Below are 18325 nucleotides of genomic sequence, written 5' to 3'. Positions count from 1 at the left end.
GTTGGATGCAGCGCGGGTCCAACTCTCACGAACGTTGCGCCGCCTGCGCAAAGCAATTTGCAAAGTATGTATTTCATGACGACGCGTGCCGCTGTCGCCGATGACCGCTTATTTGGAGAAGATCGCGCTGCAACACCGACATTTGGCGAAATCAATATCGGTATCCCGCCAATTCACCAACCCGGGCAGGTCGAGACAACAGATGGCGTCCCAGACCCGGCGCGTCATTTCTACAATGCAGGTGTGATGCGATACGCTGATGCGCGGGCGCTGAAACGCGCCGTCAGCACCGAAGGGCGACCAACCGTTGTCTTCGTCCATGGCTACAACAACACCTTTGCTGAAAGCACATTCCGCTTCGCACAAATCCTGAACGATCTGGATCGTGACATTACACCGGTCCACGTCTCATGGGCGTCACGCGGTAGTTCGGGCGGCTACGTTTATGACAGGGACAGCGCCTTGATCGCACGTGATGATCTGGCCGATCTATTGGTTTTGCTTGCAACCAGTAATGACAACGGGGTTACGCTTGCAGCCCATTCCATGGGTAGCCTCGTTGCGGTCGAGGCGTTGATCCAGCTTTCCAAACGCCGCGAGGCTGCGGCGCTTTCCAATGTCAATCGGGTCTTATTGGTCGCACCTGATTTGGACGGTGATCTATTCACGGATCAAATGGCCCAAGTCGCCTATCCCACGGACCAGATTTTTATCGCCGTTAATCAAGGCGACCGGGCATTGGCGCTATCAGGGCGGATTACAGGCAATCAAAACCGGTTGGGTCGTGATTTTGACACCGACCAGTTGGAACAGGACGGTTACCGCGTTGTCGACCTGTCAGAAATCGATGATGGCGACGTCGGCGGTCACTTCTTGCTGGCATCTTCACCAACGCTTCTGGGGTTTCTCAGTGCGCTTCAACCGCTTGAATAAAACCCGGCGGCTGAGCCTATCTGAGGACGTGCAATAGCTTTGGCTCCGCTTGCGGCAGATCATAGGCAAGGCTGGCCGTGCCATAGAGAACCTTTACCTTGTCGCCACCTGAATAGTGCTTGGTGTTCCCATCAAGGACGCGCGTATAAGTGTTGGTCGCCATAACCGTGCGCTCGGGGCAATCCCACAAAAGGTAGGGTTTGAAATCGCGGTCTTCTAACAGCAGATGCCGCGCAATCGCCGTGGGCTTCATGCCGTTCTTATACAGGTCTTCTGTCTTACTCAGAAGCACATCAAAGAAGCTTTTGACATCATCTACACCATCTTTGGTGATGATCGGACCGTGACCGGGAATAATGGTTTCGATATCCATGGCTTGGATTTGTTCAAGCACTTTGGGCCAATGTGGCAGGCCGGGGTTCCACGCGGCAGGCAGCCCTTCGACAAACAGGATATCGCCCGCAAACAGAACCTTCTGATCGGGCAGATACAGCATGATGTCACCATCAGTATGCGCTGGCCCGACCTCGATCAATTCAAACGGGATAGACCCGATCTGGCCTTTGTAATGACCCGTGAAGGTTTCCGTAGGAAGGGTCAGCGTGATGCCTTTGTGGTGATAGGGAAGCATCATGTTCTGAAAATACTTACCAACCCTATGCATATTGCGCAGGGGCCACATCGGCATCCCACCCAACCCACAACATGAAATCGCTTTACCCATGACGGGCAGCAGAGTGGCCGCCGAGGCAGGTTCACTTGGCATTTCTTCGGCAGCCTTTTCAGACGCAAGGATCGTCGCGTCCTTGAACAGCTCATTGCCATAGGTGTGATCGCCATTGGAATGACTGTTCACCAGCATCCGAATTGGTGCATTTTTGGTAATCGGTTCCATATGCCTAAGCATGTTAGCCGTCAGCTTGAGGTCGAACAGCGAGTCAAACACAAGGCTTTCCCCACCTGAGGAAATCATCGCAGCATTGCTTTCGCCCCATGACCCGTTGGGCTGCATCCACGCATAAACACCTTCGGTTATTTCATAGAGCCCCCGTTGGAACTTTGCAGGGTCACCAAACAGACTTTTTTCGCCATGCAGTGGTGTGCGGTCTCTTTTCCAGTTCAACAGTTTTGTCATGGTCTAACCCTTATAGTATTGCTTGAGGTCGGCGCGTTCACCCCAGCGGGTGGCTTGGGCGCGGTCCAGATATTCAGGTGCGGCGACCGTGTTTTCCATGATGCCGATGCCTTCAAATTCGACGCGAATTTTGTCGCCAGGCTGCACCCAGATGTCATTATCCAGGCAGTTGCAGCGTGGGATCGTGCCAAGCGCGATTAATGTGCCAGGCTGCAAACGCGCGGTCTTTTCCATAAAGGCGACGGCCTCATGCGGGGGTAAGGCGTATTTGTCAGAACGACCGGTCCAATGGTGCCTGTCCCCGATCCGCACATCGACCTTGCAGTCGAAGGGGTCTTTTTCGTCGGGCGTGACGATGAATGGGCTCATCACGTTCTGGAAATCCTTGGACCGCTGCGGACCAAGGCGCGTCCCACCTATTTCGGGCATCTGAATATCGCGGGCGGAACAATCATTGATGATCAGATAGCCTGCCACCTTGCTGCCAGTCGAATTACCAGTGACGAAAGCCAGCTCAGGTTCGACATCTAGGAAAGACGTATAGTGCGGCCAGACCAATGGCGACCCGGTGCCTGTAAAACTGGCCACGTTGCCTTTGTAGTATTCCGGCACCTCCGGCTGCGAAAGGTCTTCGCTTGCTTTCTTTTGTTTGCGCAACAAGAGCGGCATGACAGTCGCCCGAAGAACCGCGTTCATCTCGTATTTCAGCATTGTCTTGGCCGACAGATAGACATGCGTGGGCGAGGTCAGCATATCGTAGAACATCACCGGCTTGAGCGGCAATTCCAGCGTCACGTCAGTGATCGCAAAGGCAGTTTTGCCCTCAACAAGCAACGCCGGATCATTTGCAACGCGCGCGGCAATGGCCTGTGCTGCCGGAAACGCCGCGTCCAGATCATCAAGATAGTTGTCCACCGAGCGGAGTGCGGATGTGTCTGCGTCAAATGCGGAAAATGGAACGACGCGGTCGTCTATCGCAAATCCGAAATGCGTCCGGTCGTTGTGCGTGAATGTGGTAAGTTTCATCCTCAAAATCCAAAAATGACAACATTTGTTGTCATTTAATGCAACAGCTTGCCCAGAAATGTCAACACTTGTTGGCAAATCCCCGATCGTCTATAGAAATATGGTATGAAAACCGAAGAACGCCTCCTTCACCATGCCCGCTGTCTCATGTGGGTCCGCGGCTATTCTGCTGTGTCGCTGCGCGAGGTTTGCCGTGCGGCGGACGTTGACGCCTCAATGGTGAAACGTCACTTCGGATCCAAGCGCGGTTTGTTTGAGGCGACGCTCGAAGGCGCGTTTGATCTACCTGTTTTTGAGACAAACGATATTGCTGTTTTGAAAGAGAACATCCTCACGTTCATTGAAAATTTCAAACCTGAGGAGAACGTGCCGACCGTTCTCTGGCTGATCATCATGAACGCGAGCGATCCGGAGGTTGGTGAAATTGTGCGTGCCGGCCAATACGAGCACATGCAACGGCCGCTGGAACGCATTGTCGGCAGTCCAACCCAAGCTGCGTATTTTCTATCTGTTCTGATGGCGACGACACTCGCTGAAACGACTTTAAAGCTGCCCGGTATCGCGGAACGCGGATCAGCTGCGTATCGTGCCCAGCTTTCGCACATGATGGATGCAGCACTAAGTTGTCCTACGAGTGAACGACCGCTTCGGTAACATCAGCGGCATCGCATCGGTGACCGTGCTGCGCATGCAAGGAAATTCTGCGGCAGCATTGGCTGCGCCTGCAAAGGTCCGCTTCGTCCCGCGTCTCGGTTGCCCAACTTGGACGCAGCGAAAGTGCGGTTCCGGTGACGGCCAGAAAAGCGCTTGCGAACGACCGGTTCGGCGACTTATGTCGCGACGCAGAGATTTGCATGCTGCGACTGCGAACAAATGCTGCGTCAGCAAAGAACGAAAAACGAATGACGGCATTGTCCGCAAAGCAGACATTGTGACGCCACTCAATGAACAGCTTCTTCTGGTTGTTTTCTAAGTCCACCGCCTTCGACGAGCCTATAGCTATCCTAGCCCTTCATCGAATGTAGTAACCAGCCGCAAGAGTTTCGCCGCGATCCGTTCGACCACACTTTTACGCTCGAGGATTTTGGGCTTCTCGCTCAGTGCCTCCACAATTGCGCCTTGAAGCGGCTTCTTTCCCGAAAAATGGTATTGCTCAATCATCGCCTTGAACGCTGACGGGTCAAGGTTCTCCGCCTCGCAAATTTCGGCAATCGCGTTCGACTTCTCTTCATCCCAAAAACCGCTAAAGGCATCCTCGACGGTCTGACCCTTGGGCATATTAGGCATATGTTCCTCGATAAACTTCTCGATCAGTTCTCGCTTGCTGCGTAGGTGCCGTTCAGAGCCCAGCAAATCATAAACCATTTTCCGTTTCGCCTTGGAAGCATCTCTGACTTTTGGATCGAGGCTGTCCTGATCCGCAAATGCCTCAGCCAGTAGAGCCAAGATATACGCCACATTGATTTCGTCTCGTTGGATCAGCTCCAGCTCAAAGTCCACCTCGTCAATGATGGACACGGCATCGCTGTCAGGTTTGTCGGCCTTGGTCTTGTCGTGAATATCCAGATACTTGCTCTTATAGTCTTCGAAGATTTGCGCTTCTAAATCCAGATCGTCCGCATCGTACTCGGCAAAGCTGGTCAAAACGTTGCGCAGGCGGATCAGGTCGCGGAAGGCCTGAACAAAAGCAAGCTGATCCTCCTCGGATTTCAAATCATTCACGCTATCGGGATCAGGAGCAATTTTCCGCAATACCTCTATCGCCTCGTTGAACTGGTCGAGGTAATCTCCATAGGGAGCCATCAAGATCGTCTCAATCGCGTCCTTGTTCGAGAACAGTGTGATCGCTTGATCCGTGTTTGGCTTGAGATTACGGAAACAGACAATGTTCCCCTGCGACTTCACCTGCCCCAATATGCGGTTGGTTCTAGAAAACGCTTGGATCAATCCGTGGTACTTTAAGTTCTTGTCCACGTAGAGCGTGTTCAGCTTCTTCGCGTCAAAGCCGGTCAGGAACATATTGACCACCAACAGAATATCCAGCCGATCCTTATCCAAGGCGTCCTTGCGGTCACGGTCCTTCAGTCGCTTACTCAAGTGATTGTAATAGGTGTAGAACCCAGCGCTATCTTTGACCGTCTCCTTGGTCTGATACATCGCGTTGTAATCCGCCACGAACGATTCCAGCCGGTCGCGCTTATGCACATCCACGGGCATATCAGCCACGTTCAAATCGGGGTCACCGATCAGGCCATCAGCGTCAGGATCGGCCTCGTTCGGCCCGTAGGTAAAGATCGTCGCAACCCGCAGGTGGTGCTCCCCTGCCCCCTTCTTGCGCCGGAACGCCTCATAATAGGCAATCAACGCATCCACAGAACTCACGCACAACATCGCGCTGAACTGCTTATTATGCGTCTTGCGGTCGTGGTTCTGGATGATCCAGTCAACCACGCCGTCGATCCGCTCAGGACTGTCAAAGAACTCGCGTACATTGATCGCGGGTACATCCTCGTCGATCAGACTGCCGTCCTTGCGCTTCAACTTGCCCCAATACTCGACCGAGAACCGCAGCACGTTCTCATCCGCAATCGCATCGGTGATCACATACTTATGCAAACACTCAGCAAACAGGTCTTTCGTGGTCCTCTTGCCCACCGCGTTATCCGCAAAAATCGGCGTGCCGGTGAATCCGAACATCTGCGCCTTGCTGAAGAACTGCACGATCCGCTTGTGCGTGTCGCCAAACTGAGAGCGATGGCATTCGTCGAAGATGAAGACCACCCGCTGATCCTTCACCGCCTGCAACGGCCCCTCATAGCGGTCGCGCGATATCGCGGTGTTCAGCTTCTGGATCGTGGTGACGATCAGCTTGGTATCGCCGCCCAGTTGCCCCACCAGCGCCTTAGTGTTGTCTGTGCCATCCACAGAGCCGTCGGAGAAGAAGTTGAACTCCTTGGTCGTCTGGTAATCCAGATCGGCGCGGTCCACGACGAACACAACTTTGTGCACCTTGGGGTTCTCGATCAGCACCTGCGCGGCCTTAAACGATGTCAGCGTCTTGCCCGACCCCGTCGTGTGCCAAATATAACCGTTCTTGCGGCCGTTCTTTACCCGCGCGTCAATCGCCTCCACCGCGTAGTATTGATACGGGCGTAGGGCCATCAGGATTTTGTCGCTTTCGTGCAGCACGATGTATTTGCTGATCATCTTGCTGACGTGGCATTTCTCTAGAAACGCATCCGCAAACGCGTCCAGCTGCGTCACCAGCTCGTTGTCCTCCTTGGCCCAGAAAAACGTCTGTTTGAAATCTTGGTTGCGGTTGTTGGCGTAATACTTGGTGTTCACCCCGTTCGAGATCACGAACAGCTGCACGTATTGGAACAATCCGCTCTCGGACCAATAGCTGTGGCGTTGGTAGCGGTTGATCTGGTTGAATGCTTCCTTCAGCTCCACCCCGCGCCGCTTTAGCTCGATCTGCACCAAGGGCAGGCCGTTGATCAGCAAGGTCACGTCAAAGCGGGTTTTGTGGTGGCCGGTCACCGTCACTTGGGTGGTGACCTGATATTGGTTCTGGCACCACTCTTGGGTGTTGAGGAATTGCAGGTACAGCGGAGTGCCATCATCACGCGTCAGCTGCATCCGGCCCCGCAGGGTCTTGGCCTTCTCGAACACATTTCCCTTGTCGAGGTGGTTGAGGACTTTTGCAAACTCCGCATCCGACAGGGTCACGCCGTTGTGCTTGCCCAACTGCGCCCGCAGGTTGGCGCGCATGGCGTCCATATCGAGCAGCGTGACAGGCGCATAGCCAAGGCTGGTGAGCCGTTTGACAAGCCCGTCTTCAAGTTGCGCTTCGGATTGATACTCGGCCATGGCGGTCCTAACGGGTTAAACAAACATCTGCTGGAGCAGACCTTTTTTGAAATCCTGCATCTGGTCAAGCTGGTCAGTGACGGCGGCAATCTTGGCGTCCATGGCGTGGAGCGCCTCGGCGATTTTGGACTGTTCGTCGGGGTGGGGTAAGGAAATCTTCCACCTCAAAGTCTCATCTGGCGTCACTCGTACGTGACTATTTGTGGACCCTGTTGCTGATCTTTTGAGCTTCCTGACGAAATTCTCGCTTCGGAAGAATTGGAAGAAATAGTTTAAATTTGTCCTGTCCAGATCCCGCGCCGCATAAGCCATAAACTCCGTTGAACAACAGGAACGCAACTCAGATTCGATGGTTTTCATCACCCTAGGCTTTCGAGGGTTCAGTTTTGAAACGAGAAGCATGTTATCAGAGACTTCATATTTATTGCTCTCAATTTCAGACCCTTGAATTTCGATGCTTGCACCAAACGCGTCAAATGCGGGCAAACTGTAGTATTGAAAAGTTTCACTGTGTTGGTTTGGCATTATTGCGGTCGTCACTAGCTCAAACACCTCCCCCAACCGCTTCTCTTCACAATCGGGGAAGTGGGTGCCGTCTGGTTTGGTGAAGCGCAGGGTTTGGCTGAACAGCGCCTGCATCAGCCCGCGTTTATAGCGCTCCAGCCCCGCCAGCCGCGCCCGCAGCGCCGCGATCTTGGCATCCACCACCCCCAGAAACGCCGCGATTTTCTTTTGTTCGGGGAGGGAGGCGCGACAAAAGACAAGGGACTTTAACTCATCTGTATCGAGTTTGCCCGCACCTATTCCCGTCCCAGTTACCATAGAAAGAAGCTTGTCTTCTTTGGCTCGAATATATGCGAGGACAAACTCAGGAGTCTCGTTCTGCTTCAGTATCAAAGCCTTTACGTCTTGATTGAAGGTAACAAGCCTATCGCAAATACCTGCGGGAATGCGATTGTAGAGCATACTCCCGCGCACAAGCAGCAAGACTGTGTTTTTCTCTGCCTTACGCGTGCCGTGCTCGGCCCCCAAATCCGTTACAGTTCGCTCGGAAGTAGTGATGCGATCATCATGCATCGACGTCGCACTAATCCAAGGAATGTCACCACCCCAATAGGCGTCAACGCCTTTTGAAGGTGTGCCACCGCTAGAGAAGCTAACTACTTCACCAAACTCAGCTTCCTCCCATTCCCCCTCGAACTCAGGAAACCGCAAAGCAGGCACATTCACACCGGCACCTCAATACCAAGCTCTTCACAGAACCCCGCAATCTGCGCGTCCAGTTCGGCCATGCCTGTGGCGTTGGCCTTCAGCTCCGACGCGACCTTGGCCAGATCAATCGGCTCTTCCGGCTCGAACGTGTCTACATAGCGCGGGATGTTGAGGTTATAGTCGTTCTCGGCCACCTCCGCCAAAGACGCCCGGTGCGAGAACCGCTCCTCCACCGCCCTGCCCCTAAACGTGTCCACGATCTTGGCGATGTCCTCGACCCGCAGATAGTTCTGGTTTTTGGCCTTTTCAAAACAGGTAGAGGCATCGACGAACAGGATATCTTCGGGATGTTCGCGGCATTTCTTGAACACCAGAATGCAGGTCGGAATGGATGTGCCGTAAAAGATATTCGCAGGCAGGCCAATCACCGCGTCCAGCCAGTTGCGTTCCTTGATGATGTATTCGCGGATATGCCCCTCCGCCGCGCCGCGAAACAGCACGCCATGGGGCAGGATCACCGCCATCGTGCCATTGTCATCCAACTGGTGCAGCATGTGCTGAACAAAGGCGAAATCCGCCTTGGAGGCCGGAGCCAGCCGCCCGTATTGGCTATAGCGGTCGTCATTCAGCAGCAGCGGATTGGCCGACCACTTGGCAGAGAACGGAGGGTTGGCGACAACCGCCTCGAACCGCTTGTCCGCGTGTTGCGGGTGTTCCAGCGTGTCTTCTTGTTTCAGGTCGAAGTTACGGTAATGGACCCCGTGCAAGATCATATTCATCCGCGCAAGGTTGTAGGTCGTGCGGTTCATTTCCTGCCCGTTGAAATCGCCCACCTCGACCTCTTTGGCGACGCGCAGCAGCAAGGAGCCAGACCCACAGGTGGGGTCATAGACGTTCTTAATGCGGGTTTTTCCCGTGGTGACGATGCGCGCCAGAATGGTGGACACCTCTTGCGGCGTGTAAAACTCCCCCGCCTTCTTCCCTGCCCCGCTGGCAAACTGCCCGATCAGGTATTCATAAGCATCGCCCAGAACGTCGCTGTCCTGCTTTTCAAGCTCGAAATCGATTTCATCAAGGTGAGTCAGAACCTTGGCGATCAAGGTGTTCTTGGCCTCTTCGGTGCGGCCCAGCTTGTTCGAGGTCAGGTCCATGTCCGAGAACAGATCATCGAAGTCGTCCTCGGACTCCGTCCCCATGGTTGAGCGCTCGACGTTGTTGAGAATACGCGCGAGGTCTTCGATGATAAAATTGCCCGGCTTGCTGCCACGTTTGGCGACGGCGCTGAACAATTCCGACGGTTTGAGGAAATAGCCCAATTCGTCAATCGACGCCTCGGCCACGGCTTCAAGGATCGCTTTGCCATCATCTGTGGCCTCATCCACTTCCGCAAAGTCTAAGCCATCCGTGCTCAGGATCGAATTGGCATAGATGTAGAGGCGTTCGGACAGGTATTTGTAGAAAATGAAGCCAAGGATGTAGTCGCGAAACTCGTCCGCGTTCATCTTGCCGCGCAAGGTGTTGGCAATGTCCCAGAGCTTTTGCTCCAGCTTCTTCTTCTGCTCGTCGGTCATGGAGAACTTTCAAAAACTGCTTTTCGTATTGATGCAGGATTGGGGCGGGATGGGAAAGGCAAAACCCGAGCAGAAACTGCGCAGTGGCTATCCTCGAAACTTTTGCAGAATCTCCCGTTGGCGTTCACGGCTCATTGGCAGGTAGGAATTGTAGGACGTTGCTAGGTTCTCATGGCCCAAGTTCCGCGACCACGCCTTTATCTCCTCAAGCGTTTCGCACCGTTCTGCCCCATAGAGAAATAACGTCTTGCGGAAGCTATGTGGAGTGTATTCCGGCATCTGCACATTGGCAAAGGCGGTGCGGATGATCTTGTTGAGGTTCGCCGTTGAAGAATACCCCTCCCGCGACAAGCCCAGGTTGGCAAAGCCTTCGCCTTCTTTGATACCCACTAAAGCCTTGGGGAAAAGCGCATCCTCCGGCCCAAAGAACTTCTCGTTTTTGAGAAAGTTCAGCCATGCCGTGAAGCATTCCTGATATGCAGCGTCCACGGGAAAGAACCAAGTGTCGATGTCCTTCGAGTTCTTCGTGGCCACTTCACGGGAATCTTGGCGCACATGACATTCGGTCAGGTTCACATGTTTCAGCTTGAGCGTAGCGACCGCTCCGATCCGCGCCCCTGTGAGCATCAGAAAGGCAAAGAGCGCCTTGTCGCGCCTCTGGGTCTCAGTACTGTTTGGCATGGCTTGAAATGCGTGGAGCGCGGCTTTCATTGAGGAGTAAGGCACATCGCGCTGCGCATGGGCAATGCGGGCATTCTTGCGGTTATTCTTAAAGTAAGCCGCATCGCTATAGGTGAACTTGGAGCGGTATCCATTGCGACCCGCCAGCCAAGTGAAGAATTTGCGCACCAATGCCAGCGTCGCGTCGATGGTCGCATGAGACAGCGGCTTTCCCGTTCGCGGGTTTTTGGCGCGGTTGAGGTCACGCTTGAAGCGTGCCGCCTGCTCGATATGGAACTTGGTGAAGGGCTTGAAACCGGTGCTCTCCTCAAACTTGAGGATCGCCGCCAAGACCTTGTCCGTGGACTTCTCGTCCAGCCCTTCGGTCTCTTCTAGAAAGAAGATATAGTCGCGCTTCGTACGTTCATTCTGCTCGACACGTTTGGCCATGTGTTTGGCTCCATTTTTGCTTTGAATTTAGGGCAGTTTCCGAGATCATCTGAAATGATGTTTTAAGCTAGGTTTGAGGGGTTCCTTTAACCTTGCGAGGGGTTGTTTCTGACGATCTCGAAGAACTGCGCCATCTCGGCGAGGCTGCTTGCCCCTGCGAAGCGAAAGGACGGCCCCTCACAGACCTCGCACACCGCCTCCAACTGCCCCCGTTGAGGCGTATATGCCGTGTAGAAAACCACCCGGTCCAAGGCGCGTGTTGGTCCGCATTTGAGACACCGAAGCTGGTCCGGAGCCATCTTTAAACGTGGCCTTTGCTGCGCTTTGACGAAGGCTATTAAATCTTCCCCAAGGATAAGGTGGGGGCGTCCGCCGGTCATCACGGGCAGACCCTTTGCCCGCCATGACCGCAGGGTCTGATAGGTGAGTTCCAATGCCTCCGCAGCTTCATCATATTGATAGTGACGGTTCGCCTTGATCCTGCGCGTAGATACGCGCTTCGGCATCAGCCTTGCCCCTGTCCCGGATCAACCCGGTTGGCTTCGACCCAAGCATTAAGGTCAGCGCCTTTGTAGATGATCTTGCGGCCCAAGCGATAGAAGGCTGGCCCCATACCCTTGTGCCTCCATTGGGCCAGCTTGTCGCGGTCGCCAATGAGGTTGAGTTCTTGGTCGCCGAGAACGTAGTTACGGTTTTGCACGAATATGTTTGCCATGTTAGCTTTCCTTTTCGGTCGATGTGGGACCAACAAGGCGCACCGAAACGACTTTGAAAATACTCAAGGAAATACCAAAAACCACAGAAGGAAAGGGCTAAGACTCTTCGCCTTTTGCCCGCCCCGCCGCCAAGTTAGCAAGCAAATCAGGGTGTACCCCTCGTGCCATCGCCAAGCCACCGGAAGGGTTTCTTAGAGAATTTCGAACCTCTCTCGTGCAGTCTTCTTCAGTCAGCTGACCTATGGCCCAAACCGCAGGGTTCTTGACTTGAGCCGTTATTCCGAGGAGTTCAAACACCTCCTCCAAAGCTCGGCCAAAATCAGTAGACGGATGCCCGCCGTCCTTGCTCGTTCCGAACGTTGGCTTCTCACCGGTATTCTTGGCTATCAGACGGGCAAATCGCAATGCTATGGCCCTCGCATAGTGATTTGGAGGTCGAGAACTCACATTCCAAAAGTTCACTTCTTGATCTATAAGCTCTTGTTTTCGCTTAGATAGCCCCTCGATGACGTCATAAATTTGAAACGCCATTATCCAACAGGCTCCCAAATCCGACGCATTGTTCCTCATCATGTCGGCTAGATCAGAAATTCCGCTTCCAGAACGATTCTGACGAACTGTAGCGTCAACGCACTTTGCTATGCGATTTGTAACATCATGGTCGGCTGTATCTTCTACAGCCGCTGAGACAAGAAATCTCGATAGCTGGTTTGCGGCTTTTAATGCCTCCTCGACCAGTATCTTTTCCTCAAGAAAATCAGACTTACTGTCGTGGAAATTCGGCTTTGAAGTGTCAAACGGCGGCCCAAACATTCCCAATAGACCCATAGGTTCTGCTGGAAAAAATCGGTTAACTATTTCGCGAAGTCTGTCGTTTCGTTCTGTATCGTCCATAAAAAGGTAGTATGAAGGTGACCTTTTGCCAGATCAAGCAATTTGTTTCGGTTTTGTTCGCTTCTTCTTGGCGATTAAAAGGTACGAGTATGCTGACCTTTCTATCAAAAAACTTTCAGAGTGCATCACCGCGCAAATGCACTATCTTGCTATTTCGTCCTGATACAAACGCAGACCACCGCTCCATCAGTATTCGCCGCTTGTCCAGCAAATCAGACCGCGCATAGGCGCGCTCCACATCTGACCCTACCTTATGCGCCAAACTCATTTCCGCCACCTCACGCGGCGCGTTTGCGACCTCTGACGCCCAATCCCGGAAGGTTGAGCGGAATCCGTGAACCGTGACGCCCTCGACCTCCATTCGGCGCAAGAGCATCAGCATCGACATATTGGACAAGGGCTTGTGGCGTTTTTGTCCTTCAAAGACGACTTCGGACTCCATCCTCCGCAACGGCTCAAGGATTGCCAGCATTTCATCGGTCAAAGGAACGCGGTGATCGTCGCCCGTTTTCATCCGTTCCGCCGGACAGGTCCAGACACGGGCCTCAAGGTCCAGCTCTTCCCAACGCATCCCTAACACCTCGCCGGTGCGGCTTCCGGTCAAGCAGGTGAACATAAGCGCCTTCGCCGCCATTGCATTCCGCCCCCGCAATTCCGCATAGAAGGCTGGCACGTCCTGCCAGTGCATCGCCTTGTGGTGTTTTGGCTTGGCCACGACCTTGGGCAGAACCTTACCCTCCTTTATCGCCGTGACAGGGTTCTCGCCAGAGCGCAGGCCTTTGGACTTGGCCACGTCCAGCACCGTCTTGATCCGTTGGGCCAAGCGCCGCGCGGTTTCATGCTTCTCGGTCCAGATCGGAGACAGGCACATCAGAATTTCGGGCTGGTCGATACTATCAACGGGCATCCGCCCGATCTTGGGGAAGGCATAGTCGCGCAAGGTGTTGATCCATTGCTGGCCATGCTTGGCATTCTTCCAAATCGGCATCCGGTCGATGTGGACTTGCTGGGCGAACTCCTCAAACGTCGGGATTTCGCGTTGGTCGTTAAAACGCGGATTCAGGCCCTGCTTTGCCATGCGGCGATATTCCAGCGCCCTCTCGCGGGCTTGATTGATCGTCACCAAATCAGCGCCGCCTAATCCGAAGTCGGTGCGCAGGGGCGCGCCCTTCTTGTTCTTTTGGCCTTTGACAACCACGCGGACAATCCAGCGCCGCGCACCGGAGGGATCAACAACGAGATAAAGCCCGCCGCCATCGCCGTGACGTCCCGCGCCAAGGTTCTCGACCAGCTTCTTTGTCAGCTTTCCGGTTAAGGCCATTTCAAAATACCACTATTCATACCACTCAAGGAACGAATATAGGCGTTATCGAAAGCAACTCAACCAAAACGATAAGAGCCGCTATAGCCTTAAAAACAAACAAAAATGGCCACTCAAAGCGACCCGTTCAAACTTAAAAAAATGGGGTGGTGGCGGACAGACAGGGATTCGAACCCTGGAGACGGTCTCCCGCCTACACACTTTCCAGGCGTGCGCCTTCGACCACTCGGCCACCTGTCCGTGGCGCAGGGTTTAGCCAAAAGCACGGGGGAAGCGCAAGGGGCAAATCCGCTCTTTTCCGTCTGATCTCGCGGGCGTGGCGGCGAGGCCGCGTCTCAGGCGTCGAGATGCAGGTTCACGCGCCTGTTGTTGCGGCCCTTGTTTTCGATCTTGCCGATCCGGACGCGGCCGATCTCGGCGGTGCGGGCCACATGGGTGCCGCCGCAGGGTTGCAGGTCGATCTGCTCCTTCCCGGTGCCGATCCGCACCAGCCGCACGCGGCCCGCCCCCTTGGGCGGCTGCACCGACATGGTCTTGACCAGCCCCGGATTGGCCTCCAGCTCCGCGTCGGTGATCCACTGCTCCGACACGGTCAGGTCACGGGCGATCAATGCGTTAAGCGCGTCTTCAAGGGCGGCTTTGTCCTCGGGTGGCTCCGCCATGTCGAAATCAAGCCGCCCCTTCTCCGCCCCGATCTGCCCGCCGGTGACGCCCAGCGGGATCACCACCGACAACAGATGCAGCGCGGTATGCACGCGCATATGCGCATGACGCCGCGCCCAGTCGAGTGTTTGGGTGACCTCTGTCCCGACCTGCGGCCACGCCGCTCCGGCGTCGGGGATCAACATGACCTGTTGGCCCTGCCCCTTGCGGGCATCGACGATCACACAAGACCCGCCGTCCCAGTCCAGCCGCCCCGTATCGCCGGGCTGGCCGCCGCCGGTCGGATAGAACTGCGACCGGTCCAGAACCACACCGGCGTCGGTCACGTCGACCACCTTGGCGTGGGCTTCCTGCAAATAAGCGTCGTCGCGGAACAGCAAGCTCACGCCTTTGCCCCATCCGCATCGTCCGGTTGCTCCGGTCCTGCCATCTCCGCAGGCTTGTCCCGCTCTTCCGCGCGCGGGGCTTGCAGAGCCTCGGGATTGCGCAGCCACACGTCGCGCTGTGCGAAGGGTATCTCCAAACCTTCTTCGGCAAAACGCTTGGCGATTGCGTGGTTGATGTCGGACGTCACCGAGAGCGAGTAGTTCACATCCCGCAGCACCGCGCGGATTTCGAAATCCAGCGAGTCGGCGCCAAATCCCCTGAAGATCACGGCAGGCGGCGGGTTCAGGATCACCAGCGGCTCGGCCTCCGCGATCTCGCGCAGGATAGCCTCGACCCGTCTGGTGTCAGAGCCATACGCGACCCCCACCGGCAGAATGATCCGCCCGTTCAGGTTGCCCTTGGTCCAGTTCGTCACCGAGGTGGAGATCAGGTCCGCGTTGGGCACGATCACGTCGCGGCGGTCGAAGGTCTCCACCCGCGTCGCCCGCACAGAGATGTCGCGCACCACGCCCATGGTGCCGCCGACCTCAATCCAGTCGCCCTCGGATATCGGGCGCTCGATCAACAAGATGATGCCCGAGACGAAGTTCGACACGATGGTTTGCAGGCCGAAACCGATACCGACCGACAGCGCACCCGCAACGATGGCCAGTGACGACAGGTCGATGCCTGCGCTGGTGATGGCGATCAGCGCCGCAAGGAATATGCCGACATAGCCGGTGCCCGCCACGACGGCATTGCGCCCGCCGGTGTCCAGATCGGTGCGTGGCAGGATTTGGGTTTTCAGCGAGCCTTGGAACAGGCGTGTCAGCCCGTAGCCAATGACAAATATGATCGCGAACTTGAGGAAATCCACAGGCGAAATGCGGCTGTCGCCCAGTTGCACGCCTGCCGAGACGATTTTCCACGCTTCGCTCAGGTCGGTGGTGCGTGCGCCCCAGATCAACGCCAGTAGCGGTATGGCGCACAGGACCAGCACGAAGCCGATCAGCACTGGGATCAGCCCGTTCGACCCGGCCTCTTCGCCCCGGATCATGGCGTAGACGTCGCGCACCAGCCGCTGAAGGATCGCCACAACCGCCATCAGCGCCAGCGTCAGGTAGCTGGAATAGATCAGTGAGTTGCCTGCGAAGGTGTAGCCGATGGCAGCCAGCAGCGGGCCGGTGACGGCGATCACCCGCGCGGCGCGGCCCAGAAAGCGCAGGACGACGCCCGATGGGCTATCCTGCGTCGGCTGCGGCTCGTCCGCTGACTGGGCGTCCGCGATGGCCTGCGCCCGCGCCGCCTTGGCCGACGCAACCAGAAGTTGTGCGATGCGGTACATGAACAGCCCCGCCAGCACGATGACCGGCAACCCCACGACCGACGCGGCGGTCTCGGACAAAAGGCCCGCATCCAACAGCTCTGAAATCGCGGCATCTGCGGCAATAGACAAACCCGCGAGATTGATTGCGACCCGCATCTGCAAGGATTGGCCATCGGAGAGCGTCAGCAAGGGTTGCGGCGGATAGGTCGGTGGCGCGACCTGACGACCCAGCCAGCGGGCGACGTAAATGATAATGACAATGGCAGAGAGCGCGTCAAGAACCGCCTGTCCGGCCGGGCCGGTCAACTGGCTTTTGTCAGCCGCGATGAACAGCAACATCAGGCCGATGATCGGCAGCACAAGTGCCACCAGTGAGACAAGAACCACCCCGACACGCACACGCGCCTTGCTGGCGTGGCGACTGTCACTCAGGGCGGCAAGGCCACGTTCCACCCACGCGCCGCTCCGCAGGACCAGAGCCAGACCAGCCACCAACAGCGCGATGATCAGCGGCAAATTCGCCTTCAGGGCGGCGGATTGCAGCGCTGACTCCTGGCTGTTTCTTATCTCAGCCGTCACGGTTCCCCAGATGTCGCGGACAGATCTGATGGTGTCGGGCCAAAGCCCCGGATTCAGCGGTGACGGGTTCAGTTCCAGAAACTGGTTCGCCTGACGATCACGCACGATCCCGTCAAGCCGCGCAATGAGGCCGTCGGCGCGGGTATATGCCTCTTCCGCGCGTCGGATCGGTGCGGTGAGCTGCTCCAGGTTCTTGTTCAAAGCAGTGCGTCTGCTGGCGATATCCTCGGACTCGCTCTCCCCCTCAGCGGGCGTAGGCCCCAGCACGTCGATCTGGTTTTTCAGCGTTGCGATCTGGTCCTTGTTGACGTTTTGTCTGCGCAAGAACAGGTCGCGCCATTTCGCAAGCTGCTCACGCAGCGATTGCAGCCCTTCGATCGAGACGCGGTTGGTGTCCAGCACTTCGGTCGCGCGGGTGGCGTCACGCTCCCATACCTCGTAATCGGGCGCGCCGGTCTCGGTCGTGGTGACCTGCGACAGCGCAGGCCCCTGCCCTGAAACCACGGCAAAGCACAAGGTCAGCGCGACAAGCAGCGCGCGCAGGAACATGACGCGTTTCATCTACTCGTACACGCTCGGCATCAGTTGCGGGTCACGGTCCAGCCATTCGGGATATGGCAACCCTTTGTCTTTCAGGAAGGCAGGGTTCCACAGCTTGGACTGATACCGCGTGCCGTAGTCGCACAAGATGGTCACAATAGTATGTCCCGGGCCCATATCCTTCGCCAGCCGGATGGCACCTGCGATGTTGATGCCGGAGGATGCACCGAGGCACAAACCTTCATCTTGCAGCGTGTCGAACACAATCGGCAAAGCCTCCTCGTCGGGGATCTGGTAATTGAAATCGGGCGTCAGCCCCTCAAGGTTCTTGGTGATGCGGACCTGTCCGATCCCTTCCGCAATCGAGCCGCCCTCGGAGGTTAGCTCCCCCTTCGTGTAGAAATCGTAAAGTGCGGCCCCCATCGGGTCCGCCAGCCCGATCTTCACACCCTTGGGTTGCAACGCCTTGGCGACACCCGACAATGTGCCGCCGGAGCCCACGGCGCAGATGAAGCCGTCCACCTTGCCGCCGGTCTGCTCCCAGATCTCGGGGCCGGTCGTCTCAACATGCGCCTGACGGTTGGCGACGTTGTCGAACTGGTTGGCCCAGATGGCGCCATGCTCTTCCGTCTCGTTGAGCTTCTTTGCCAGCCGTTCCGAATAGCGCACGAAGTTGTTGGGGTTCCGGTAGGGCGCGGCGGGCACCTGCACCAGTTCCGCCCCCGCAAGACGCAGCATGTCCTTCTTCTCCTGACTTTGCGTCTCGGGTATGACGATCACCGTCTTGAACCCCATCGAGGCACCGACCAGCGCCAGACCGATGCCGGTGTTGCCTGCGGTGCCTTCCACGATGGTGCCGCCGGGCTTCAACGCGCCGCGGGCAATCGCGTCGCGGATGATATAGAGCGCCGGGCGGTCCTTGACCGACTGGCCGGGATTCATGAACTCCGCCTTGCCCAGAATTTCGCAGCCCGTTGCCTCGCTGGCCGCATTCATGCGGATCAGCGGCGTGTTGCCCACCAATTCGGCCAGGTTTTTCTTGATCGCCATCTGCGGTATCTC

Annotated in this window: 16 protein-coding genes and 1 tRNA gene; 3 read left to right on the top strand and 14 right to left on the bottom strand. The window is 56.2% G+C overall.

Features of this window, described 5'->3' with window-relative positions:
* Positions 1–75: 75 nt before the first annotated feature.
* On the top strand, positions 76–933 hold the full coding sequence (locus tag THALAR_RS03835; protein WP_169788513.1) for an alpha/beta hydrolase: 858 nt from the start codon (positions 76–78) through the stop codon (positions 931–933).
* 16 nt (positions 934–949) lie between these two features.
* Here the strand turns inward: THALAR_RS03835 and THALAR_RS03830 are convergent, their stop codons facing one another.
* Positions 950–2068, bottom strand: a complete 1119-nt coding sequence (locus THALAR_RS03830) for an MBL fold metallo-hydrolase (RefSeq protein WP_021100167.1) — start codon at positions 2066–2068, stop codon at positions 950–952.
* A gap of 3 nt (positions 2069–2071) precedes the next feature.
* Positions 2072–3094, bottom strand: a complete 1023-nt coding sequence (locus tag THALAR_RS03825) for a fumarylacetoacetate hydrolase family protein (protein ID WP_021100166.1) — start codon at positions 3092–3094, stop codon at positions 2072–2074.
* 105 nt (positions 3095–3199) lie between these two features.
* On the opposite strand from THALAR_RS03825, the gene THALAR_RS03820 reads away from it, so the two are divergent.
* Together THALAR_RS03820 and THALAR_RS18545 are read left to right on the top strand one after the other, a co-directional pair.
* Positions 3200–3748 (top strand): TetR/AcrR family transcriptional regulator, encoded by a 549-nt coding sequence (locus tag THALAR_RS03820; protein WP_021100165.1) that lies wholly within the window; start codon positions 3200–3202, stop codon positions 3746–3748.
* Positions 3729–4067: a hypothetical protein gene (locus THALAR_RS18545; RefSeq protein ID WP_169788512.1), complete on the top strand. Its 339-nt coding sequence runs from the start codon at positions 3729–3731 to the stop codon at positions 4065–4067. The genes THALAR_RS03820 and THALAR_RS18545 overlap by 20 nt, the downstream gene beginning before the upstream one ends.
* A 26-nt stretch (positions 4068–4093) precedes the next feature.
* Here the strand turns inward: THALAR_RS18545 and THALAR_RS03815 are convergent, their stop codons facing one another.
* The 12 genes from THALAR_RS03815 to THALAR_RS03760 form a co-directional block, all read right to left on the bottom strand.
* Positions 4094–6964 carry a type I restriction endonuclease subunit R gene (locus THALAR_RS03815; RefSeq protein WP_021100164.1) on the bottom strand — a complete coding sequence of 957 codons (2871 nt, stop codon included), beginning with the start codon at positions 6962–6964 and terminating at the stop codon, positions 4094–4096.
* A 15-nt stretch (positions 6965–6979) separates the two neighbouring features.
* On the bottom strand, positions 6980–8194 hold the full coding sequence (locus tag THALAR_RS03810; protein WP_021100163.1) for a restriction endonuclease subunit S: 1215 nt from the start codon (positions 8192–8194) through the stop codon (positions 6980–6982).
* Positions 8191–9747 (bottom strand): type I restriction-modification system subunit M, encoded by a 1557-nt coding sequence (locus THALAR_RS03805; RefSeq protein ID WP_021100162.1) that lies wholly within the window; start codon positions 9745–9747, stop codon positions 8191–8193. The genes THALAR_RS03810 and THALAR_RS03805 overlap by 4 nt, the downstream gene beginning before the upstream one ends.
* 87 nt (positions 9748–9834) lie before the next feature.
* Positions 9835–10857 carry a tyrosine-type recombinase/integrase gene (locus tag THALAR_RS03800; RefSeq protein ID WP_021100161.1) on the bottom strand — a complete coding sequence of 341 codons (1023 nt, stop codon included), beginning with the start codon at positions 10855–10857 and terminating at the stop codon, positions 9835–9837.
* Between the two features lie 86 nt (positions 10858–10943).
* Entirely contained in the window at positions 10944–11363 is a 420-nt protein-coding gene (locus tag THALAR_RS03795; RefSeq protein WP_051153562.1) for a helix-turn-helix domain-containing protein, read from the bottom strand.
* Positions 11363–11572 (bottom strand): MerR family transcriptional regulator, encoded by a 210-nt coding sequence (locus THALAR_RS03790; RefSeq protein WP_021100159.1) that lies wholly within the window; start codon positions 11570–11572, stop codon positions 11363–11365. Before THALAR_RS03790 ends, THALAR_RS03795 begins: the two co-directional genes overlap by 1 nt.
* Positions 11573–11669: 97 nt before the next feature.
* The gene (locus tag THALAR_RS03785) at positions 11670–12467 is read right to left on the bottom strand and encodes a hypothetical protein (RefSeq protein WP_154666739.1); all 798 of its coding nucleotides are present in this window, start codon (positions 12465–12467) and stop codon (positions 11670–11672) included.
* Between the two features lie 115 nt (positions 12468–12582).
* Entirely contained in the window at positions 12583–13788 is a 1206-nt protein-coding gene (locus THALAR_RS03780) for a tyrosine-type recombinase/integrase (protein ID WP_021100158.1), read from the bottom strand.
* Between the two features lie 150 nt (positions 13789–13938).
* Positions 13939–14028, bottom strand: a tRNA-Ser gene (locus tag THALAR_RS03775).
* Positions 14029–14123: 95 nt separating this feature from the next.
* Entirely contained in the window at positions 14124–14837 is a 714-nt protein-coding gene (locus tag THALAR_RS03770; protein WP_040817158.1) for an alanyl-tRNA editing protein, read from the bottom strand.
* Positions 14834–17284, bottom strand: coding sequence for a DUF3772 domain-containing protein (locus tag THALAR_RS03765; RefSeq protein ID WP_021100156.1), 2451 nt, complete (start codon positions 17282–17284; stop codon positions 14834–14836). The genes THALAR_RS03770 and THALAR_RS03765 overlap by 4 nt, the downstream gene beginning before the upstream one ends.
* The gene (locus THALAR_RS03760; protein ID WP_021100155.1) at positions 17285–18313 is read right to left on the bottom strand and encodes a cysteine synthase A; all 1029 of its coding nucleotides are present in this window, start codon (positions 18311–18313) and stop codon (positions 17285–17287) included. It abuts the gene before it with no gap.
* Between the last annotated feature and the right edge of the window lie 12 nt (positions 18314–18325).

The sequence above is a fragment of the Litoreibacter arenae DSM 19593 genome (assembly GCF_000442275.2).
Taxonomy (GTDB): Bacteria; Pseudomonadota; Alphaproteobacteria; order Rhodobacterales; family Rhodobacteraceae; genus Litoreibacter; species Litoreibacter arenae.
This window is presented reverse-complemented; position numbering and strand designations above follow the sequence as displayed.